24 protein-coding genes are annotated in these 19,262 nt (G+C 60.9%); 11 read left to right on the plus strand and 13 right to left on the minus strand.

Translation table 11 applies throughout. The annotated features are described in order from the left end of the window. Window positions 1-83: 83 nt before the first annotated feature. From EJ576_RS25245 to EJ576_RS25265, 5 genes are all read right to left on the minus strand, one after another. Entirely contained in the window at window positions 84-995 is a 912-nt protein-coding gene (locus EJ576_RS25245; protein WP_028617890.1) for an SDR family oxidoreductase, read from the minus strand. Between the two features lie 117 nt (window positions 996-1,112). Beyond that, on the minus strand, window positions 1,113-2,015 hold the full coding sequence (locus tag EJ576_RS25250) for an alpha/beta fold hydrolase (protein WP_068932145.1): 903 nt from the start codon (window positions 2,013-2,015) through the stop codon (window positions 1,113-1,115). Continuing rightward, entirely contained in the window at window positions 2,015-2,797 is a 783-nt protein-coding gene (locus tag EJ576_RS25255; RefSeq protein ID WP_126571410.1) for a class II aldolase/adducin family protein, read from the minus strand. Before EJ576_RS25255 ends, EJ576_RS25250 begins: the two co-directional genes overlap by 1 nt. A 150-nt stretch (window positions 2,798-2,947) precedes the next feature. After that, complete coding sequence (locus EJ576_RS25260) at window positions 2,948-3,634, minus strand: LrgB family protein (RefSeq protein ID WP_123477938.1); 687 nt, start codon at window positions 3,632-3,634, stop codon at window positions 2,948-2,950. Beyond that, window positions 3,624-3,995: a CidA/LrgA family protein gene (locus tag EJ576_RS25265; protein ID WP_126571411.1), complete on the minus strand. Its 372-nt coding sequence runs from the start codon at window positions 3,993-3,995 to the stop codon at window positions 3,624-3,626. Before EJ576_RS25265 ends, EJ576_RS25260 begins: the two co-directional genes overlap by 11 nt. A 98-nt stretch (window positions 3,996-4,093) precedes the next feature. Here EJ576_RS25265 and EJ576_RS25270 point away from each other — a divergent pair, with 98 nt between their 5' ends. Then, complete coding sequence (locus EJ576_RS25270; protein ID WP_028617895.1) at window positions 4,094-4,990, plus strand: LysR family transcriptional regulator; 897 nt, start codon at window positions 4,094-4,096, stop codon at window positions 4,988-4,990. Here the strand turns inward: EJ576_RS25270 and EJ576_RS25275 are convergent. Beyond that, entirely contained in the window at window positions 4,971-5,426 is a 456-nt protein-coding gene (locus EJ576_RS25275) for a flavodoxin (protein ID WP_122814845.1), read from the minus strand. The two genes, EJ576_RS25270 and EJ576_RS25275, sit on opposite strands and share 20 nt — an antisense overlap. Window positions 5,427-5,554: 128 nt before the next feature. Here EJ576_RS25275 and EJ576_RS25280 point away from each other — a divergent pair, with 128 nt between their 5' ends. Both EJ576_RS25280 and EJ576_RS25285 read left to right on the plus strand, forming a co-directional pair. Further along, window positions 5,555-6,022, plus strand: a complete 468-nt coding sequence (locus tag EJ576_RS25280) for a PAS domain-containing protein (protein WP_028617897.1) — start codon at window positions 5,555-5,557, stop codon at window positions 6,020-6,022. A gap of 58 nt (window positions 6,023-6,080) precedes the next feature. Next, window positions 6,081-6,686, plus strand: a complete 606-nt coding sequence (locus tag EJ576_RS25285) for a hypothetical protein (RefSeq protein ID WP_126571412.1) — start codon at window positions 6,081-6,083, stop codon at window positions 6,684-6,686. A 2-nt stretch (window positions 6,687-6,688) separates the two neighbouring features. Here EJ576_RS25285 and EJ576_RS25290 read toward each other — a convergent pair whose 3' ends face one another. Next, on the minus strand, window positions 6,689-7,639 hold the full coding sequence (locus tag EJ576_RS25290; RefSeq protein WP_126571413.1) for a MerR family transcriptional regulator: 951 nt from the start codon (window positions 7,637-7,639) through the stop codon (window positions 6,689-6,691). A 215-nt stretch (window positions 7,640-7,854) separates the two neighbouring features. Between EJ576_RS25290 and EJ576_RS25295 the strand changes: the two genes are divergently transcribed. The 6 genes from EJ576_RS25295 to EJ576_RS25320 are packed head-to-tail and all read left to right on the plus strand — an operon-like array spanning window position 7,855 to window position 10,781. Further along, entirely contained in the window at window positions 7,855-8,415 is a 561-nt protein-coding gene (locus tag EJ576_RS25295) for an antibiotic biosynthesis monooxygenase (RefSeq protein WP_028617900.1), read from the plus strand. A 57-nt stretch (window positions 8,416-8,472) separates the two neighbouring features. Next, complete coding sequence (gene folM, locus EJ576_RS25300; RefSeq protein ID WP_126571414.1) at window positions 8,473-9,183, plus strand: dihydromonapterin reductase; 711 nt, start codon at window positions 8,473-8,475, stop codon at window positions 9,181-9,183. Window positions 9,184-9,202: 19 nt separating this feature from the next. Continuing rightward, entirely contained in the window at window positions 9,203-9,757 is a 555-nt protein-coding gene (gene folE, locus EJ576_RS25305) for a GTP cyclohydrolase I FolE (RefSeq protein ID WP_122725587.1), read from the plus strand. 2 nt (window positions 9,758-9,759) lie between these two features. Next, entirely contained in the window at window positions 9,760-10,131 is a 372-nt protein-coding gene (gene folX, locus EJ576_RS25310) for a dihydroneopterin triphosphate 2'-epimerase (protein ID WP_003176029.1), read from the plus strand. Between the two features lie 22 nt (window positions 10,132-10,153). Beyond that, the gene (locus tag EJ576_RS25315) at window positions 10,154-10,450 is read left to right on the plus strand and encodes a DUF1244 domain-containing protein (RefSeq protein WP_010206472.1); all 297 of its coding nucleotides are present in this window, start codon (window positions 10,154-10,156) and stop codon (window positions 10,448-10,450) included. Further along, window positions 10,443-10,781: a HopJ type III effector protein gene (locus EJ576_RS25320; RefSeq protein WP_122725589.1), complete on the plus strand. Its 339-nt coding sequence runs from the start codon at window positions 10,443-10,445 to the stop codon at window positions 10,779-10,781. The genes EJ576_RS25315 and EJ576_RS25320 overlap by 8 nt, the downstream gene beginning before the upstream one ends. Window positions 10,782-10,968: 187 nt before the next feature. Here the strand turns inward: EJ576_RS25320 and trxB are convergent, their stop codons facing one another. Further along, window positions 10,969-11,931 carry a thioredoxin-disulfide reductase gene (gene trxB, locus EJ576_RS25325; protein ID WP_016976180.1) on the minus strand — a complete coding sequence of 321 codons (963 nt, stop codon included), beginning with the start codon at window positions 11,929-11,931 and terminating at the stop codon, window positions 10,969-10,971. 283 nt (window positions 11,932-12,214) lie between these two features. On the opposite strand from trxB, the gene cysZ reads away from it, so the two are divergent. Both cysZ and EJ576_RS25335 read left to right on the plus strand, forming a co-directional pair. Then, window positions 12,215-12,982, plus strand: coding sequence for a sulfate transporter CysZ (gene cysZ / locus EJ576_RS25330; RefSeq protein ID WP_123477924.1), 768 nt, complete (start codon window positions 12,215-12,217; stop codon window positions 12,980-12,982). A 54-nt stretch (window positions 12,983-13,036) separates the two neighbouring features. Further along, entirely contained in the window at window positions 13,037-14,239 is a 1,203-nt protein-coding gene (locus EJ576_RS25335) for a glycosyltransferase family 1 protein (RefSeq protein WP_028617905.1), read from the plus strand. On the opposite strand, the gene EJ576_RS25340 is transcribed toward EJ576_RS25335, so the two are convergent. From EJ576_RS25340 to cgtA, 5 genes are all read right to left on the minus strand, one after another. After that, window positions 14,208-15,311: an NADH:flavin oxidoreductase gene (locus EJ576_RS25340; RefSeq protein WP_123477922.1), complete on the minus strand. Its 1,104-nt coding sequence runs from the start codon at window positions 15,309-15,311 to the stop codon at window positions 14,208-14,210. The genes EJ576_RS25335 and EJ576_RS25340 overlap by 32 nt on opposite strands. A 271-nt stretch (window positions 15,312-15,582) precedes the next feature. Further along, a complete protein-coding gene (locus EJ576_RS25345; RefSeq protein ID WP_126571415.1) occupies window positions 15,583-16,065 on the minus strand; it encodes a glutathione peroxidase in 483 nt (160 codons plus the stop codon). 101 nt (window positions 16,066-16,166) lie between these two features. Continuing rightward, on the minus strand, window positions 16,167-16,631 hold the full coding sequence (locus tag EJ576_RS25350) for a CreA family protein (RefSeq protein ID WP_068932136.1): 465 nt from the start codon (window positions 16,629-16,631) through the stop codon (window positions 16,167-16,169). 15 nt (window positions 16,632-16,646) lie between these two features. Continuing rightward, on the minus strand, window positions 16,647-17,765 hold the full coding sequence (gene proB / locus EJ576_RS25355) for a glutamate 5-kinase (RefSeq protein ID WP_025999729.1): 1,119 nt from the start codon (window positions 17,763-17,765) through the stop codon (window positions 16,647-16,649). A gap of 111 nt (window positions 17,766-17,876) precedes the next feature. Beyond that, window positions 17,877-19,100 (minus strand): Obg family GTPase CgtA, encoded by a 1,224-nt coding sequence (gene cgtA / locus EJ576_RS25360; protein ID WP_016976186.1) that lies wholly within the window; start codon window positions 19,098-19,100, stop codon window positions 17,877-17,879. Between the last annotated feature and the right edge of the window lie 162 nt (window positions 19,101-19,262).

Here is a 19,262-nt window from a genome sequence, read left to right on the forward strand (position 1 = left end):
CCTATGCAGCGGCCTTTTTTATGCCTGGAATAAAACGGGACGCCATCAGCGCCCCGTAGGATTCAAGCTTATTCAAGCAACGATCACAGGCTGAACTTCTGCAAATTGGCCATCATCTCCTTCAACGCCTCGATGTTGTCCTTGGGGTGCGCCGCCCCTTCGAAGTCGCAGATCTGCTGCCAATGCGCCGCCACGTCATCCGGCGAGAAGCCCGTTTCCGGATCAAAGCCCACCCCCAGGCTACGCTCCCAACGGGTCTTGCCGATCCAGCCGCCGCCCACTTCAAACAGCCCCGAGGTTTCCTGGCACGCTTCGCTGCCCAGGTACACCACCAATGGGCTGACCAGCTCCGGCTTGAGCCGCTCGAATACCTGCGGCGGGATCAGGCCTTCGGTCATGCGCGTGCCGCCTGTCGGGGCGATGGCGTTGACCAGGATGTTGTTCTTGCGACCTTCCAGCGCCAGGGTCCGCGTCAGCCCGTACAGACCCAGCTTGGCCATGCCGTAGTTGGACTGGCCGAAGTTACCGTAGATGCCCGAGGTGGATGCGGTGAAGATCACCCGGCCGTAACCTTGCTCGCGCAGATGGGGCCAAGCGGCGCGGGTAACTTTGTAGGCGCCCTCGACATGCACCCGGTAAACCAGGTCCCAGTCGCTGTCGTCCATTTTGTGGAAGGTCTTGTCGCGCAGGATGCCCGCGTTGTTGACCACCACATCGATACGGCCAAACGCATCGAGGGCGTTCTGCACAATCTTGTCACCGTCGGTGACAGAGTCATGGTTGGCTTCAGCAATACCGCCAGCTTCGCGAATCTGCGCCACCACGCGATCGGCAGCCGAAGCGTTGGCGCCTTCGCCCTGGGTGGAACCGCCCAGGTCGTTGACCAGCACCTTGGCGCCATGTTTGGCGAACAGCAGCGCATGGGCACGGCCCAATCCGCCGCCGGCACCGGTGACGATCACGACCTTATCCTGGAACTGCACTGATTCACTCATACCGAACTCCAATGGCGACAATGGGAATAGGTCGAGTGTCAGGCAAGGGGGCGCTGGTCACAATAAAGCCGGCCAGGGCTGAATGGTGTTCGATAAGGCTGGGGGATAGTCGTCAGCTCAGGAATAGGCCAATCGAGGTGTCGGCTGCCCAATCCGGTCACGAAACGCCAGGTAGTGTTTGAGCACCTGCACCGGCGCCTCGATCTGTGGGTAGTGGCCGATATTGGCCAGCAGCACCGTGTCGGCGTGGGGCACCAACTCGCGGTAACGCTCCACCATATGAGCGCCCGAAATCGGATCGATCTCGCCATCGATCACCCGCAGCGGCACATCGCCCTGTTGCATCGCTGCCACCCAACGCTCACGCATACGGCGGCGTTGAGGGATGTAGGCAATGAGTTTGTGCAGGATGCGCGTGCCGTCATGGCAGTCGATCAGGCTCCAGAAATCATCCAGCGCGCTTTCGCTGGGGCGGGTATCAGGGCCAAAGATCTGGTTGAAACTGTTCGCCAAGGCATTGCGCCCAAAGGCACGACCGATCATCCAGCCCAGCGGGCTCAGCAAGAGTTTTTGCACCAGCGCCGGGCGATGGGTTTCGGGAAACAGCCCACCGTTGAGGAACACGCAGCTGGCCATCTGAAAGCGACCCTCGTAGTGCCGGGCCAGTAGTTCCTGGGCGACGCTGTCACCGTAGTCGTGGGCGAGCACGTGCACCGGCTGCTCAACGCGCAGGTGTTCCAGCAATGCTTGTTGCAAATCCGCCTGCTCCAGCAGGCAGTAACCGTGGTCGAGTGGCTTGGCCGAGTCGCCGAAACCGAGCATGTCGCAGGCGATCACCAAGTTGCGCTGGGCCAAGGGCTGCCACAAGTAGTGCCAGTCCCAACTGGCGGTGGGAAAGCCATGGATCAGCAGCAACGGCTCGCCCTGCCCCGCCACCCAATAACGGAGGGTGCGGCCATGGAAGTCGAACGTCTGGCTGCGTTTGCGCCAGGCTCTCAGCGGGATCTCGGCGAGTGGCATCAGCTTCTATACCCAGGGTCTTGAGTGTCCAGCTTACGAAGCAACGCCGGCCAGGCCAGCGCGCCTCCCATACCTTGCGCGCTCTTTGTGACAGCCGCCACCATCGCCTTGGCGCCAGCGAGAATCTGCGGGCCGATGTTGATCAATTCAGCGCCACCGTTTTGCGCCAGCACCTGGATATCGCAGGCGCGCTGGAACGTGAACATCATCAGAAAGGTGTCGGCAATGGTGCTGCCGCAGGTCAGCAGACCATGGTTGTGCAGCATCAGGAAGTGGTTGTCGCCCAGATCGGCCTGCAGGCGGGCCTTCTCTTCATGATTCAGCGCCACGCCTTCGTAGGCGTGATAAGCCAGGCTCGACAGCACGAATATCGACTGCTGGCTGATCGGCAATATGCCTTGCTTCTGTGCCGCCACCGCCACACCGGCAGCGGTGTGGGTGTGCAGCACGCAGGTCACGTCGTGGCGCACTTCGTGGATGGCGCTGTGAATGGTGTAGCCCGCCGGGTTGATCTCGTAGGGGCTGTCCATCAGCTTGTTGCCGGCCTGGTCGACCTTCACCAGGCTCGACGCGGTGATCTCATGAAACATCAGCCCGTAGGGGTTGATCAGGAAGTCATCAGTGCCCGGCACCTTGGCCGAGATGTGGGTGAAGATCAGGTCATCCCAGCCATGCATCGCGACCAGGCGGTAGCAAGCGGCAAGGTCGACACGGGTCTGCCATTCGGCAGCGCTGACCTGATCTTTGACATTCTGTGGCGATAGAACGGGGGCAAGGCTCACGGCAACGACCTCCTTGGCACATTTTCTTCTTGTTATTTGGGGTGATGGGCCAGTCTAGTCAGACGTCTCTGCCGCCGTAGTTGCCTTGGCAGCCAGCTTGATGACCGTACGAGTCAGCGTTGAGAATAGTTGAAATCCATCCAGGCGACGTCAGAGAAGTGCCGCCAATAAAGGCGCGGCGAACAGGTTGAGCAACCCCGTCAGCACCATCACCAAGCCCGCGACGGAGCCCTCTTCGCCGCCGACTTCGTGGGCTCGGCTCACGCCCGCACCGTGGGCACCCACGCCAAACAACGCGCCGCGCGCCAAGGGTGTGCGCAGCGGCAGCCACTTGAGCAGCACGCCGCCGAGCATGGCGCCGAATACGCCGGTGAACATCACGAACACGGCCGTCAGTTCCGGCACGCCACCCAGGTCGGACGACACGGGCATGGCGAACGGTGTGGTGATGGAGCGCGGCACCAGGGACATCGTCACCGAGCTGTCCAACGCCAGGGCTTTGGCCAGGCCGAACGAGGTGGCGATAGAGGCCACGCTGCCGGCGATCATGCCCAACAACAAGGCCGGCCAGTAACGCGCCAGCAACGTGCGCTGCTGCCAGATCGGCACCGCGAACGCCACGGTCACCGGGCCCAGCACGAGCATCAACCAGTGGGTGTCGGCGGAGTACTCGGCGTAGGCGGTGTTCATCGGCACCGCCACGGCCAGCAAGAGTACCGGCACCAGGATCAGCGGCGACAACAGGTAACGGCCGGTACGGCGGTAGATCCAGCGGCTGAAAATGTACGCACCTAAGGTCAAGGCGAGCCAGAACACCGGCATCCATTCAAGCTTCATGGCGCAGGCTCCAACGGCACACCAGTTCGACGGTGAACGCGGTCACCAACATCACCGCCAAGGTGCTGAAGCCAATTACCAGCAAGATGCGCCAGCCGTCATTGCGCAACAGACCACCGTAGTCCAGCAGGCTCATCAGCGCGGGGATGAAGAACAACAACATTTCAGCCATCAATACACCGGCGCCCAATTGCAGGGCCGCCGGTTTGACCAGGCCGCTGGCGAAGGTTGCAAGCAGCAAGCCGAGGCCTACTACACCACCGGGGATCGGCCACGCCAGCCAGACGGCCAACTGGCAACCGAGCAGGTAAATGGCCAACAACACGACCAGTTCAATCAATAGACGGATGAAACGCTTCATGGGCTTTGGGTCCTCGCAGGCCTCCATTTTAGAGAGGCGCGCCCTATCCCCACAGCGAATTGTTAGACTGCAAGCTATTCCAAACAGGAATTCAGTAGATGGAATTCAAACAGCTGCGCAGTTTTGTAGAAGTGATCCACCGGGGTGGCTTCACTCAAGCGGGAAAAACGCTGCACATCAGTCAATCCGCCGTCAGTAAACAAGTGGCACAACTGGAGCAGAGCCTGGGCACACCGCTTTTGGAACGTACCGGCTCCCACATCCGCCTGACCGCCACCGGCGAAGTGGTGCTGCAACGGGCTGAAGCCATGCTGCGCTTACAAACGGAACTGCTCAGTGAGCTGGATGATATGCAGCAACTGACCCGCGGCGAGTTACGCCTGGGCCTGCCGCTATTGGCGGGCGATACGCTGTTTGCCGGGCTGTTTGCCGAGTACCGCAAGCGCTACCCGAAAGTCACCATCCAGTTGCTGGAGGGCGGCAGTCGCACGATCGAACAGGCGATTCTCAATGGTGAACTGGATGTGGGGGGCTGCCTGAACTCCAGTGATCCGGCCTTCGCCCGACAAGCCTTCTGCGATGAACCGCTCGACGCCCTGCTGCCGATGGATCACCCACTGGCACACAACGCTCAGGTGCGCCTGGAGGAACTGGCGGACACGCCGTTCCTGATGTACCAGCGCAGCTTTGTGCTCAATGATCGGTTGATCCAGGCCTGCCAGCAGGTAGGTTTCACTCCCCGGGAAATCGGTCGCAGCGGCCAGGCTGACTTCCTCGCCGCCCTCGTCGCGGCCGGACAGGGCGTGGTGCTATTGCCCAGCGTGGTTGCCCGTGGACTGGTGCGACCGGGTGTGGTGCGCCTGACGCTCAAGGCACCCGACGACCTGCGCTGGGACATTGCGTTTACCTGGCGTGCGGGCGCCTATCTGTCGAAGGCCGCCCAGGCCTGGCTGGCGTTGCTGCGGGAATTTCCGGTCAGCCGCGCAGTGCAGTGACCAGCTCGGCCAACCACGGTTCGGCGTCGGCTTCGGGGGTGACGCTTTCGCTGGCGTCCAGGCGCAGCATCGGCAGCACTTCGCGCACGCCGAGCTCACCAAACAGCTCGCGCATTTGTTCGCCGCCGCCACAGAAGGTATCGCCGTAGCTGGCGTCGCCCAGGCCGATCACCGCGCCGGGCAGACCGCGCCAGGCGGCAGGCAGTTGGTCGCGAATGGTCGAATACAGCGGTTGCAGGTTGTCGGGCAACTCGCCCATGCCGGTGGTGGACGTCACCGCAAGGAACGCCTCGGGGCCGAAGGCTTGCACATCCGCCAGCGTGGCGCGTGGATTGTGCCAGGCCTCGAAGCCGGCGGCCTTGAGGATGTCGGCGGCGTGGCGGGCGACTTCTTCTGCAGTGCCGTAGACCGAGCCGGAAAGGATGGCGACTTTCATCAATCTGATCCTGTAGTTGAGCGAAAGCGTGGGATATTAACAGCTGAGGCAAATATTTCGGCGCAGCCCGTGCAACATTCGCCAATTGCCATAAACTTCAGGCTCAAAAACAAGCCATGGACCGCTCAATGATTAACGCCAAGCTGATGCAACTGGTCGTCAACGCTTCCAACGACGGCATCGTCGTCGCCGAGCGCGAAGGCAAGGACAAGCCGCTGATCTATGTCAACCCGGCATTCGAACGCCTGACCGGCTACACCCTGGATGAAATCCTCTATCAGGATTGTCGATTCCTGCAATCGGGCGACCGTGACCAGCCGGCCCTGATGGCCATTCGGGAGGCGCTGGAGAGTGGCGGGGCCTGCCGGGAAATCCTGCGCAATTACCGCAAGGACGGCACCCATTTCTGGAACGAGCTGTCGCTGTCGTCGGTGTACAACGAGGCGGACAAGCAGACGTATTTCGTCGGTGTGCAAAAGGACGTTACCCTGCAAGTCAAAGCCCAGCACCGCGTCGCCCAACTGGAGAGCGAACTGGCGCAGGTCAAGGCTGAACTGGCGATGTTCAAAGCGACGAGCGGATCTAACAAAATTTAGAAAATGCGGTCATTAGGGGGGATAATGGCATTTTAATACCCCCTAATGAGCATGAGTGATGCAGCGTGACGCGCTTCTGACCCAGGATGAGCTGGACTTCATTCAGAATATGCAACACAACCCGCAACTGAACCTGCGGGATGCGTCGTCGAGCTTAACGGTCAACGGGGGCGCGCAAATTCGCGATTTGCTCACACGACTGGCCGCTCATGACCACGTCACCATCCAGGCGCAATTCGACAACCAGCAACTCACTTTTCCGCTGCACCTGGTGGAAGATGAGTTCCATGCGATTCACCTGCGTCTGGGCGTACCGAGTATTTTCGAAGACGGCCCGATGATTCGGCCGTGGCGCCTGGCGCTTGAAACACCGGTGGCGCTGGAAAACATCAGGGGCAACGCAGGTGCGTTGTGGGTGCATGAGGTGTCGTTCAAGGGGGTGCTGGTGGAGATTCGCGGTCGGGTAAAGCCGCCGAAAACCTTTTCCCTGTGGTTCAGTCCTTCGGGTTACGAACGCATCGCGCTGCGCGGAACCTTCGAACGAGAAACCGCACGTGGGCTGTTCGCCTATCGGCTGAGCCAGGGCGACGCCGACGAAACCGAGCGCCTGCGCCAGTTCATCCTGCACCAGCACCGTCTGGTCCATCCTGAAGTCCATGCTTGAGATCAGGTATCCAGGCCACCGCCCAGAAACTGCTGCAAGCGGCGCTGCATCAACCGGCCTTCATTCCCCAGACAGCCGATTGATGAGCCGGCGAGGCTTTCCTGCGCCAAGTCCGCTGCATCACCGGCCAGCAACAACGGGCAATGCAGGGTCAGCGCCAGACGTTTGAGCCGTAGCGGCAGCTCGCTGCTGGGGGCGCGATTGGAAAACAGCACCAAGGCACTGGGTTGGGTCTTTTCACAGATCAGCGTCAACTCATCGAATGGCTGCCCCACACCCAAGATCTTGACCGCTTGTTTTTCCCCGGACATCAGCAGGCCCGCGACCAGCAACTCCAACTCGCGGCACTCCCCCGCAACAGCCGCCAGCAATACGCGAGGCAGCGGCGCAGCGGCGGCCATCTGCAGACGTTGTGCGGTACGCGAGCGCAGGAAATTATCGAAGAACAGCCACTCGCTGGCTTGGCCGAAGCGGCCTTGGTGACGCAACAATGCCTGCCAGAGCGGCATGAAAATGTCCTGGAACACCACGGCGAGGGGATAGGCGGAAAAGATCTGGCCGTACAAACGGTCCAATTGGCGGTCATCGAACGCGCTGATTGCATGGCGCAATTGCCCGTGCCATTGCTCCCACTCCACCTGCGCGCCGAGGGCGGCATCAGGTTCGCTGAGCAACGCGTCGCGCGCCAGGATCCTGCCGACTTTGCTCACAGCTACACCGCGTTCGATCCAGTCGAGAATCCGGTGCACGGTGTCGATATCGATGCGCGAGTACAACCGATGCCCGCTTTCGGTGCGAGTGGGTTGGATCAGGCCGTAGCGCCGTTCCCAGGCACGCAAGGTCACCGGGTTGACGCCGGTCAGCCGGGCGACTTCGCGGATAGGGAAAAGATCATCGGAAACGGTGCCGTTGTCGGAAGTCGTTTCGCGCTGAAGATCAATAGTTTCGGGCATCAGAGGTCAAAAACGTCCGTGTCAGTTTGGATACTATTTAACGCTTATTAGACGGGTTGATTCAAGGAGCACGACGAGCCGACCAAAGTATCTGGCGTATTTCGCTAAAACAGGAATAATCCTTGCCTGTTTTTTCTACGTCGCTGCAACACCCCGCAGCCTCGTTCGTGTGCCGCCTACCCGGCCCAGCGCACTCGCTTATTTGGAGATACACAATGTCTACCTCTCCCGTCACCCTGATGGTTGCGCGCCGCGTGGCCAAAGGTCGCTACGAAGAACTGATGGCCTGGCTGCGCGAAGGCGAGCAATTGGCCACAGACTTTCCCGGCTACCTGGGCTCAGGTGTCCTTGCACCGCCGCCCAACGATGATGAATTCCAGATCATTTTCCGCTTTGCCGATGAAAAGACCCTGCATGCCTGGGAGTTTTCGGCGTCCCGCAGTGCCTGGTTGAGCCGTGGCAGCGAGCTGTTTGCCGACCCGTCCGAGCACCGCGTACGCGGTATCGATGGCTGGTTCGGCGCAGTTGGCGCCCGCCCACCACGCTGGAAGCAGGCGGTGGCGATCTGGTTGGCATTTTTCCCAGTGTCACTGCTGTTCAACTTTGTCCTCGGACCGCTGCTCAGCGAGCTCGACCTGGCGCCGCGAGTACTGGTCAGCACAATGGCCCTTACGCCGCTGATGGTGTACTGGTTCATCCCGCTGTCGACCCACCTGTTGGCCAATTGGCTGCATCCTGTTCCGACCCCACGCAAGGCCAGCGAAGCCGCTGCTTGAGTACAGGGGCGCCCGGTCGCTGGTATAGTTTCAATCTGCCAGCGACTCGAGCCTCCCATGACTGCAACGAACGCCCCGATCCTGATCACCGGCGCCGGCCAGCGTGTCGGTCTGCATTGCGCCCAGCGCCTGCTGGACGACGGCCATCCGGTGATTTTCAGCTACCGCAGCGAGCGGCCCGGCGTACAGGCCCTACGCGAGCGCGGAGCGATCGGGGTGTTTGCCGATTTCTCCAGCGAGGCCGGCATCCTGGCGTTTATCGCTGAACTGAACACCCATACCCAACGCCTGCGCGCGATCATCCACAACGCCTCGGCCTGGATCGCCGAAACGCCCGACGAAGAAAGTCGCGCCTTTACCGACATGTTCAGCGTGCACATGCTTGCGCCGTATCTGATCAACCTGCATTGTTCACCTTTGCTGCAACGCTCTTCCCCCGCAGACATCGTGCACATCAGCGATGACGTGGTGCGCAAGGGCAGCCGCCAGCACATTGCCTATTGCGCCACCAAGGCCGGCCTCGACAGCCTCACGCTGTCATTTGCCGCGCAGTTCGCGCCGTCGATCAAGGTCAACGGCATCGCCCCGGCAATGGTGATGTTCAACGAAGGCGACGACGCAGCCTACCGCGCCAAGGTGCTGGCCAAGTCGGCACTGGGCATCGAGCCCGGGCCCGAGGTGATCTATCAGAGCGTGCGTTACCTGCTGGATAACCCTTATGTCACCGGTACCACCCTGACCGTCAACGGCGGGCGGCATATCAAGTAGCCGTTTGTGAGGATGTTGTATGACCCTGCCCCACCATTACCGCGAGATCCTCAAAGGCCTGGGCGAAGACCCGGAACGCGAAGGCTTGCTCGACACGCCCAAGCGCGCCGCCAAGGCCATGCAGTACCTGTGTCACGGCTACGAGCAAAACCTGGAAGAGATCATCAACGGTGCGCTGTTCACCTCCGACAATGACGAGATGGTGATCCTCAAGGACATCGAGTTGTACTCGCTGTGCGAGCACCACCTGCTGCCCTTCATCGGCAAGGCCCATGTGGCCTATATCCCCACCGGCAAGGTGCTGGGCCTGTCGAAGCTGGCACGCATCGTCGATATGTTCGCCCGGCGCCTGCAGATCCAGGAAAACCTCACGCGGCAGATCGCCGACGCGATCCAGGACGTGACCCAGGCCGCCGGCGTGGCCGTGGTGATCGAAGCCAAGCACATGTGCATGATGATGCGCGGTGTGGAAAAACAGAATTCAACCATGAACACCTCGGTGATGCTCGGCGCGTTCCGCGAGTCGAACACCACGCGCATGGAGTTCCTGCAACTGATCGGACGGAGCAAGTAGCAATGCCACAACTTCAACCAGGCATGGCGCGCATCCGGGTCAAGGACCTGTGCCTGCGCACGTACATCGGCATCAACGAGGACGAGATCCTCAACAAGCAGGATGTGCTGATCAACCTGACCATCCTGTATGCCGCCCAGGAAGCCGTACGCGACAATGACATTGATCATGCGCTGAACTACCGCACCATCACCAAGGCGATCATCGCCCACGTCGAGGGCAACCGCTTTGCCCTGCTGGAGCGCCTGACCCAGGAACTGCTGGACCTGGTGATGAGCAATGAGTCGGTGCTGTACGCCGAGGTCGAAGTGGACAAGCCCCATGCGCTGCGCTTTGCCGAATCGGTTTCGATTACCCTGGCGGCCAGCCGCTAACCCTGAATTGTCAGTGAGCCCTATGAACGACCAACAACGCCTCGAACTTGAAGCCGCCGCCTTCCGCCGCCTGGTGGCGCATCTGGACAGCCGCAAGGATGTGCAGAACATCGACCTGATGAACCTCTCGGGCTTCTGCCGCAACTGCTTGTCCAAGTGGTACAAGGCCGAGGCCGACGAGCGCCAGATCGAGCTGAGCCTCGATGACGCCCGTGAAGTGGTGTACGGCATGCCGTACGCCGAGTGGAAAGCCCAATACCAGAAAGAAGCCAGCGCCGACCAACAGGCTGCGTTCGCCAAAGGAAAAACCCATGACTGATTTGAACACCCTGCGCGCCAGCCTCAACAGTGGCGAACATGTTTTTGCCGATACCTTGGCTTTTGTTGCTGCTGGTTATGACTACCAGCCGCAAGCGTTCACCAATGGCGACGTGGACAATGCCGCGGGACAGAACGAAGGATCGTGCAAGACCCTGGGCCTGGCGCTGCTGGAGGGTCTGAGCGACCAGGAAGCGCTGCTGGCGTTTGGTGAGCATTACCGCTCGGTAGTGGCGACGCCTGAGGGCAGTGATCACGGCAACATCCGTGCGCTGATCGCCCATGGGTTGGCCGGTGTGAAATTTGACCAGCAACCTCTGACACGCCGCTAAATCAATTTGAAAACCTGGTCAGTGTGGGAGCCGGGCTTGACCGCGACAGCGGTGGTAACTGACACACCGCTATCGCAGGCAAGCCAGCTCCCACAGGGGTTGGGTTAACACTTCATGACCTGGGTGTTAGTTAAATTGCGGACATAAAAAAACCGGCCTTTCAGCCGGTTTTTTTATTTCAACGGGTTCAGAACGAAGCGTTCTGCAGGCCGTCGAGATAACGCTCGGCATCCAGTGCCGCCATGCAACCGGCGCCAGCCGAGGTGATGGCCTGGCGGTAGACGTGGTCGGCCACGTCACCGGCAGCGAAGATACCTTCGATGTTGGTGGCCGTCGCGTTACCTTCACGACCGCCCTGCACCACCAGGTAACCGTCTTTGGCTTCCAGCACGCCTTCGAACAGCGAAGTGTTCGGGGTGTGGCCAATGGCGATGAACACGCCGTCGACTTTCAGTTCGTCGAAGCTGCCGTCGTTGTTCTTCAGGCGGGCACCGGTCACGCCCATGTTGTCGCCCAGGACTTCGTCCAGGGTGGCGTTGAGCTTGAGGATGATCTTGCCTTCAGCGACACGGGCATGCAGCTTGTCGATCAGGATCTTCTCGGCGCGGAAGGTCTCGCGGCGGTGAACCAGGGTCACGGTACTGGCGATGTTGGCCAGGTACAGCGCTTCTTCCACGGCCGTGTTGCCGCCACCGACTACGGCGACTGGCTTGTTGCGGTAGAAGAAACCATCGCAGGTCGCGCAGGCCGAAACGCCTTTGCCCATGAACGCCTCTTCCGACGGCAGGCCGAGGTAGCGGGCGCTGGCGCCGGTGGCGATGATCAGCGCGTCACAGGTGTAAACGCCGCTGTCGCCGGTCAGGCTGTAAGGCTTTTTGGAGAAGTCGACTTGGTTGATGTGGTCAAACACGATCTCGGTTTCGAAACGTTCGGCGTGTTCTTTCATACGTTCCATCAGCACCGGGCCGGTCAGGCCGTGGACGTCGCCCGGCCAGTTGTCGACTTCGGTGGTGGTGGTCAGTTGACCACCCGCCTGCATGCCAGTGATCAGCAGCGGCTTCAGGTTGGCCCGGGCAGCGTAGACCGCAGCGCTGTAACCGGCAGGGCCGGAACCCAGGATAATCACTCGCGAATGACGGGTATCAGACATGACTCACTCCTATCGACCGCCCGGACTACAAGGCGGCTGGAATAAAAAAGGGACCACGAAGCACTTGGGGAAGGCTTCAACTCGCAGACCCTGAAAAATAATGGGTGCAGCGTATCGAGGGGGGCAAGATTAAGGAAATACGGAATAACAATCCAGCTCATAGGTGGTCTCTATGCAGTCGACCCGATTAATCGACGCCTTTGTTACCGTTGATGTCGTCGCTTTCACCGCTGGTTTAAAGCCGGTAAGGTCGGCGCGTTCGTCATCCTGTTCGGAGTCCTCCATGCCCGCCCCCGCTCTTTCCGGCCCGCAATACCTGCGCGAAGGCCTCAAACTGGTGCTGAGCCCCGGCCTGCGCCTGTTTGTGCTGCTGCCTCTGGCGATCAACCTGATGCTGTTCGTCGGCTTGATCTATTTCGCCGGTCATCAGTTCAGCTTGTGGGTCGATCATTTGATGCCGACGCTCCCGAGCTGGCTGAGCTTTCTGAACTACCTGCTCTGGCCCCTGTTTGTCGTGCTGGTGGTACTGATGGTGTTTTTCACCTTCACCATGCTGGCCAACATCATCGCCGCGCCCTTCAACGGTTTTCTCTCGGAGAAAGTGGAAGTGGTGGTACGCGGCACCGATGACTTCCCGGCCTTCAGCTGGGGCGAGTTGATCGCCATGGTCCCGCGCACCCTGGCACGGGAAATGCGCAAGCTGGGTTACTTCCTGCCACGGGCCATCGGCCTGTTTATCCTGTCGTTCATACCAGTGGTCAACCTGATCGCCGCCCCGCTGTGGCTGCTGTTCGGCGTGTGGATGATGGCGATCCAATACATCGACTACCCGGCAGACAACCATAAGCTGGGCTGGAACGAGATGCTCGCCTGGCTGCGTGAGAAACGCTGGCAGAGCATGAGCTTCGGCGGGATTGTTTATCTGGTGCTACTGGTGCCGGTGGTCAACCTGCTGATGATGCCGGCAGCGGTGGCTGGGGCTACGTTGTTCTGGGTGCGTGAGCAAGGTGCCGAAGCGATGGCGCAGCAGCAAAAGATAACCCAGTCATAAATCCATCATCTCGATGACACAATGACGACATGGCCCACGGCGACACTGTGGGTCATGACGACAGCTTCGCTTCACATCACCCTCATTACCGAAACCTTCCCGCCTGAGATCAACGGGGTGGCCAATACCCTGGGTCGCCTGTGCGAGGGGTTACGGGCCCGCGGCCATCAAGTCGAGCTGGTGCGCCCGCGCCAAGGTGTCGACCAGAGCCGCCCCAGCGACGACGCCTTGCTGCTGTGCCGTGGCTGGCCGCTGCCGGGTTATCCGGGGCTGCAATGGGGGCAGTCGTCGATGCACAAGTTGCTGCGGCGCTGGACCCGTCAGCGCCCGGACGTGCTGTACATCGCCACGGAAGGGCCTTTGGGCCTGTCTGCCCTGCGCGCCGCGCGTCGCCTGGGGATCAGCGTGGTCAGCGGCTTTCACACCAACTTCCAGCAGTACTCGAACCAATATGGCATGAGCCTGTTGAGTCGGATGGTCACTCACTATCTGCGCTGGTTCCACAACCGTTCGACGCTGACCCTGGTACCCAGCGCCAGCCAGCGCCTGGAACTGGAACGCAAGCATTTCGAGCGTCTGGGGATGTTGGCGCGCGGAGTGGACAGCCAACTGTTCCATCCCGCCAAACGCGATAGCGCGCTGCGGGAAAGTTGGGCCCTGAACAGTGAGCAGACCGCCGTGCTCTATGTGGGCCGACTGGCCCAGGAAAAAAACCTGGGGCTGCTAAAGCGCTGCTTCGAGGCCTTGCAGGACACCTATCCCCTGCGTCAGATGAAGCTGATCATCGTCGGCGATGGCCCGCAACGCGCGACGATGGAAAAGGAACTGCCAGAGGCGATTTTCTGCGGCACCTTGCGCGGCGAAGAACTGGCACGGCATTACGCGTCAGGCGATGTGTTCCTGTTTCCCAGCCTGACTGAAACCTTCGGCAACGTGGTGCTGGAAGCAATGGCGTCGGGGTTGGGCGTGGTGGCCTACGACCAAGCCGCTGCGACCCAGCATATTCGCCATGGCTACAACGGTGTGTTGGCGATGCCTGGGGATGAGAATGCGTTTTGCGAGGCGGCCAACTGGCTGCTGGAGGACGCTGAAAGCCTGCGCCGTATGCGCCTGAACGCGCGCCAGCATGCGAGTCGCCAGGGTTGGCCGGCGATAATCGAGCAGTTCGAGCGCCAGCTGCGCGGGGTATGCAAGGACGGGCACCCGGTGCCCGCCCTGTTGCCACTTACACCAGGGTCGTCAACGCCTCACGACTGAATGGCAGGATGTCGCTCTCGCGGCCTTCGCGCACCTTCACCGCCCAGTCCGGGTCCACCAGCAGGGCACGGCCCACGGCTACTAGGTCGAACTCGTCGTTGTTCAGGCGCTCCAGCAACTTCTCCAGGCTCGCCGGTTGCGCGACCTTGTCGGTGTTGACCATGAACTGCAGGAACTCGCCATCCAGGCCGACGCTGCCTACAGTAATGGTCGGCTTGCCGGTGAGCTGCCGGGTCCAGCCTGCCAGGTTGAGGTCGGAACCTTCGAACTCCGGCTCCCAGAAACGACGGGTGGAGCAGTGGAAAATATCCACACCCGCTTCAGACAATGGCTTGAGAAACTCGCCCAGCGCCTCGGGGGTTTGCACCAGGCGCGCAGTGTAATCCTGCTGCTTCCACTGGGAGAACCGGAAGATGATCGGGAAGTCCGGACCGACGGCGGCGCGGGTGGCCTGAATCAGCTCAATGGCGAAACGCGAGCGGTTGGCCAGGCTGCCACCGTACTCGTCGGTACGCTGGTTGCTGCCTTCCCAGAAGAACTGGTCGACCAGATAGCCATGGGCGCCGTGGATCTCAACGCCGTCCATACCGATGCTCTGCGCATCCTTGGCGGCTTGGGCGAAGGCGTTGATCACCTCCTTGATGTCTTGATGCGTCATGCCGTGCACGACCACGTTGCCATCCTTGAGTTTTTCCATCGGGCCATAGGCCGGCACGCTGGCATCCGGCTCGGTGCCGATGCGGCGCACGCTGCCCACGTGCCACAACTGCGGGACGATTTTGCCGCCTTCGGCGTGTACCGCGTCGACCACTTTTTTCCAGCCAGCCAGCGCGGCTTCACCGTAGAAGTGCGGCACATTGGGGTAGCCATTCGAGGCTTGATGACCGACCACGGTGCCTTCGGTGATGATCAGGCCTACGCCGGCAGCGGCGCGGCGACGGTAGTACTCGATGACTTTGGAGTTGGGAACGCCACCCGGCGAGAACGAGCGGGTCATCGGTGCCATGACGACGCGGGTCGACAGTTGCAACGCACCGAGCTGGAAGGGTTTGAACAAGGCTTGGACGGGCATGGGGCACTCCACGAAAGACGGGGTTTATGACGTGGATAATATGGGGAGCGCAAGGTGCTGGGTAGCACTATTGATCTGGGTGATTAAGGGGTAAAAGTGGCACAACCGGTTGCCGCTGACCTGTAGTGAGCGGGCTTGCCCCGCGCTGGGTGGCGAAGCCGCCCCAGTAAAAACGCCGCGTTCTGTCTAGACATGCGGCGTCTGATTTTAGGGCGGCTTCGCCACCCAGCGCGGGACAAGCCCGCTCACCACAAAAGCCTTCTGGACGTCTTCAGGCCAGGGCTTTTTCGATGGCCTGGACGATCGTCGGATCATCCGGCGCAGTACGCGGGGAAAAGCGTGCGAGCACCCGCCCATCCTTGCCCAGCAGGAACTTCTCGAAATTCCAGGTGATGTCCCCAGGAAACTCGGCGCCCTCGCCCGCCAGCAGGCGGTACAGCTGATGACGATCAGGCCCATTGACCTCAAGCTTGCTGCCCAACGGGAAGGTCACCCCGTAATTCAGGCTACAGAACGCCTGGATTTCTTCCTCGTTGCCCGGTTCCTGACCGGCAAACTGATTGCACGGCAGGCCAAGTACGGTAAACCCCTGGTCCTTGTACTGCTGGTAGAGCTTCTCCAGCGCGGCGTATTGCGGGGTCAAACCACATTTGGAGGCCACGTTGACCACCAGCACCACTTGCCCCTTGAAGGGCGCCAGCGGTAGCTCTTGTCCGTCCAAAGCTTTGAGTTTCAGGTCGTGGAAAGCACTCATGACGAACTCCAGATATCCCATGTTCTTCGCATTGCGGCACGTCGAGATTACAACCCGCAAGCCAGCAATCATAGACGCCGATTGCAAAACCCGCCCGCGAGTTACTGAGCGGTCGGCCAGGGCAAAATCGGAATGGCGGTCACGGCGTTTTGCGGGCTGCCTTCGATCAGGCGGTCGCTGTACACCAGGTAAACCAGGGTGTTGCGCTTCTTATCGAGGAAGCGCACCACCTGCATGGTCTTGAACACCAGGGAGGTGCGTTCCTTGAACACTTCGTCGCCGTCCTTGAGCTCGCCCTTGAAGCGGATCGGCCCGACCTGACGGCAGGCAATCGAGGCTTCGGCGCGATCTTCGGCCAGGCCCAGGCCGCCTTTCACGCCGCCGGTCTTGGCACGCGACAGGTAGCAGGTCACGCCGTCGACCTTGGGGTCATCGAAGGCTTCAACCACGATCCGGTCGTTGGGGCCGACAAACTTGAACACTGTCGACACCTGACCGATTTCTTCAGCCGAGGCCAACAGCGGCATGACCAGCAGCAGGCCGAGCAATCCCTTCATTACGCGCATCGTGTATTCCTTTGGTTAGACCAGGATCAGGTTATCGCGGTGAACCAGCTCTGGTTCGGCCATGTAACCTAGTAGTCCGACAATCGCATCAGAGGATTGTCCAATGATTTTCTGGGCTTCAAGGGCGCTGTAGTTGGCCAGGCCACGGGCGATCTCACGACCGTCCGGCGCCACGCACACCACCATCTCGCCCCGGCGGAAGCTGCCCTGCACCAGCTTGACGCCGACCGGCAGCAGGCTCTTGTTGCCTTGGGACAACGCCGATACGGCGCCATCGTCCAACACCAGGGTGCCACGGGTTTGCAGATGACCGGCCAGCCATTGTTTGCGCGCCGCCAGCATGCCGCGTTCCGGCGACAACAGCGTACCGATGCGCTCGCCCGCCTTGAGCCGGTCCAGCACGCGCTCGATGCGCCCGCCGATGATGATGGTGTGGGCGCCGGAACGCGCCGCCAGGCGCGCCGCACGCAGCTTGGTCTGCATGCCGCCGCGGCCCAGGGCGCCGCCGACACTGCCGGCCACGGCGTCCAACGCCGGGTCATCGGCGCGAGCCTCATAAATAAGCTGGGCTTCGGGGTTGTTGCGCGGGTCGGCGTCGAACATACCGTCGCGGTCGGTGAGGATCACCAGCAGGTCAGCTTCCACCAGGTTGGCCACCAGGGCGGCCAAGGTGTCGTTGTCGCCAAAGCGGATTTCGTCAGTGACCACGGTGTCGTTTTCGTTGATCACCGGGATAACCTTGAGTTCCACCAGCGCGCGCAGGGTGCTGCGGGCGTTGAGGTAACGCTTGCGGTCGGACAGGTCGTCGTGGGTCAGCAGGATCTGCGCCGTGTGCCGGCCGTGCTCGGCAAAGCTGGATTCCCAGGCTTGCACCAGGCCCATCTGACCGATGGCGGCGGCGGCTTGCAGTTCGTGCATCGCGCTGGGTCGCGCAGTCCAGCCGAGGCGGCTCATCCCGGCGGCAACCGCTCCGGACGACACCAGCACCAACTCCACACCGGCCTCATGCAAGGCCACCATCTGCTCGACCCAGACGCTCATGGCTGCACGATCAAGCCCCTTGCCATCCGCCGTCAGCAACGCACTGCCGATCTTTACGACCCAGCGCTGCGCACCTGTCACTTTGCTCCGCATCATCTTCAACCTTAGATTGAGGGCTGCGCGACCCAGCGCGGCCCATAACGTTAAACCCGGATACTAAAACGCCGCTCTAACAGGAGCGGCGTTCAAGTTTATCGCAACGACTCAGTCGCGCACGTAAATGATTTCAGGACCGTCTTCATCATCCACGTCTTCTTCGTCCCAATCGTCGTCACCGATGTCATGGACCGACTTCACACCGCTGCGGCGCAGGGCACGCTGGTCGTCCAGCGCTTGCAACTGGGCGCGGGCTTCGTCTTCGATCTGTTGATCGAGTTCAGCCAGTTCGGCCTTGAACACCGGATCGGCCGCCAGGCGGTCGGCGCGGTCTTCGAGGTAGCGCATGATGTCGCGGGTCAGGCGCTCGGTGCCTTCTTTGGCGATGGCCGAGATCACGTAGACCGGACCTTCCCACTCCAGGCGGTCAACGATTTCCTTGACGCGCTCTTCGTGCTCTTCTTCCAGGATCTGGTCGCACTTGTTCAGCACCAACCAGCGATCACGCTCAGCCAGGGCCGGGCTGAACTTGGTCAGCTCGCTGACGATCACTTCGGCGGCGTCCGGTGCGCTGGTGTCATCCAGCGGCGCCATGTCGACGAGGTGCAACAGCAAACGGGTACGCGACAAGTGCTTGAGGAAGCGAATCCCCAAGCCAGCGCCATCGGAGGCACCTTCGATCAAGCCGGGAATGTCGGCGATCACAAAGCTTTTCCAACGGTCGACGCTGACCACACCGAGGTTTGGCACCAGGGTGGTGAACGGGTAGTCGGCGACTTTCGGCTTGGCGGCCGAAACCGAGCGAATGAAGGTACTTTTACCAGCGTTCGGCAGGCCCAGCAGGCCCACGTCAGCGAGTACTTTCATTTCCAGCTTGAGGTCACGCTGCTCGCCCGGCTTGCCTGGCGTGGTCTGGCGTGGCGCACGGTTGGTACTGGACTTGAATCGGGTGTTACCCAGACCGTGCCAGCCGCCCTGTACAACCATCAGCTTCTGGCCAGCCTTGGTCAGGTCGCCGATCACTTCTTGGGTCGCAGAATCGATAATCGTGGTACCGACCGGTACGCGCAGTACCAGGTCTTCGCCTTTTTTACCGGTGCAGTCGGTGCTGCCGCCGTTGGAGCCACGCTCGGCATCGAAGTGCCGGGTGTAACGGTAGTCGACCAGGGTGTTGAGGTTTTCGTCGGCCATCATGTAGATGGAGCCGCCGTCACCGCCGTCACCGCCGTTGGGGCCACCGTTTTCGATGAATTTTTCGCGACGGAAACTCATGCAACCGTTACCGCCGTCGCCTGCTTTTACTCGGATGGAAACTTCATCAACGAACTTCATAACAAAACGCCTCTCGTCGCATGGACGAGCTTAAGAAACCAAGACATAAGACTCTTGCAAAAATGAGCGCAGCGACCTCAATCAGCGACCGCAAACCAGCGCCTGAGCCCATTACAAACAGCTTTGCAAGAGACTCACCCCACAAACGAAAAAGCCCCGTCG

Origin of the sequence: Pseudomonas sp. C 49-2 (assembly GCF_003970195.1) — a bacterium.
Classification (GTDB): Bacteria; Pseudomonadota; Gammaproteobacteria; order Pseudomonadales; family Pseudomonadaceae; genus Aquipseudomonas; species Aquipseudomonas canadensis.

Coding starts and splice junctions, on each gene's coding strand:
- EJ576_RS25245 (WP_028617890.1), bottom strand. CDS start 995: ATGAGTGAATCAGTGCAGTTCCAGGATAAGGTCGTGATCGTCACCGGT.
- EJ576_RS25250 (WP_068932145.1), bottom strand. CDS start 2,015: ATGCCACTCGCCGAGATCCCGCTGAGAGCCTGGCGCAAACGCAGCCAG.
- EJ576_RS25260 (WP_123477938.1), bottom strand. CDS start 3,634: ATGAAGCTTGAATGGATGCCGGTGTTCTGGCTCGCCTTGACCTTAGGT.
- EJ576_RS25265 (WP_126571411.1), bottom strand. CDS start 3,995: ATGAAGCGTTTCATCCGTCTATTGATTGAACTGGTCGTGTTGTTGGCC.
- EJ576_RS25270 (WP_028617895.1), top strand. CDS start 4,094: ATGGAATTCAAACAGCTGCGCAGTTTTGTAGAAGTGATCCACCGGGGT.
- EJ576_RS25275 (WP_122814845.1), bottom strand. CDS start 5,426: ATGAAAGTCGCCATCCTTTCCGGCTCGGTCTACGGCACTGCAGAAGAA.
- EJ576_RS25280 (WP_028617897.1), top strand. CDS start 5,555: ATGATTAACGCCAAGCTGATGCAACTGGTCGTCAACGCTTCCAACGAC.
- EJ576_RS25285 (WP_126571412.1), top strand. CDS start 6,081: ATGCAGCGTGACGCGCTTCTGACCCAGGATGAGCTGGACTTCATTCAG.
- EJ576_RS25290 (WP_126571413.1), bottom strand. CDS start 7,639: ATGCCCGAAACTATTGATCTTCAGCGCGAAACGACTTCCGACAACGGC.
- EJ576_RS25295 (WP_028617900.1), top strand. CDS start 7,855: ATGTCTACCTCTCCCGTCACCCTGATGGTTGCGCGCCGCGTGGCCAAA.
- folM (WP_126571414.1), top strand. CDS start 8,473: ATGACTGCAACGAACGCCCCGATCCTGATCACCGGCGCCGGCCAGCGT.
- folE (WP_122725587.1), top strand. CDS start 9,203: ATGACCCTGCCCCACCATTACCGCGAGATCCTCAAAGGCCTGGGCGAA.
- folX (WP_003176029.1), top strand. CDS start 9,760: ATGCCACAACTTCAACCAGGCATGGCGCGCATCCGGGTCAAGGACCTG.
- EJ576_RS25315 (WP_010206472.1), top strand. CDS start 10,154: ATGAACGACCAACAACGCCTCGAACTTGAAGCCGCCGCCTTCCGCCGC.
- EJ576_RS25320 (WP_122725589.1), top strand. CDS start 10,443: ATGACTGATTTGAACACCCTGCGCGCCAGCCTCAACAGTGGCGAACAT.
- trxB (WP_016976180.1), bottom strand. CDS start 11,931: ATGTCTGATACCCGTCATTCGCGAGTGATTATCCTGGGTTCCGGCCCT.
- cysZ (WP_123477924.1), top strand. CDS start 12,215: ATGCCCGCCCCCGCTCTTTCCGGCCCGCAATACCTGCGCGAAGGCCTC.
- EJ576_RS25335 (WP_028617905.1), top strand. CDS start 13,037: ATGACGACAGCTTCGCTTCACATCACCCTCATTACCGAAACCTTCCCG.
- EJ576_RS25340 (WP_123477922.1), bottom strand. CDS start 15,311: ATGCCCGTCCAAGCCTTGTTCAAACCCTTCCAGCTCGGTGCGTTGCAA.
- EJ576_RS25345 (WP_126571415.1), bottom strand. CDS start 16,065: ATGAGTGCTTTCCACGACCTGAAACTCAAAGCTTTGGACGGACAAGAG.
- EJ576_RS25350 (WP_068932136.1), bottom strand. CDS start 16,631: ATGCGCGTAATGAAGGGATTGCTCGGCCTGCTGCTGGTCATGCCGCTG.
- proB (WP_025999729.1), bottom strand. CDS start 17,765: ATGCGGAGCAAAGTGACAGGTGCGCAGCGCTGGGTCGTAAAGATCGGC.
- cgtA (WP_016976186.1), bottom strand. CDS start 19,100: ATGAAGTTCGTTGATGAAGTTTCCATCCGAGTAAAAGCAGGCGACGGC.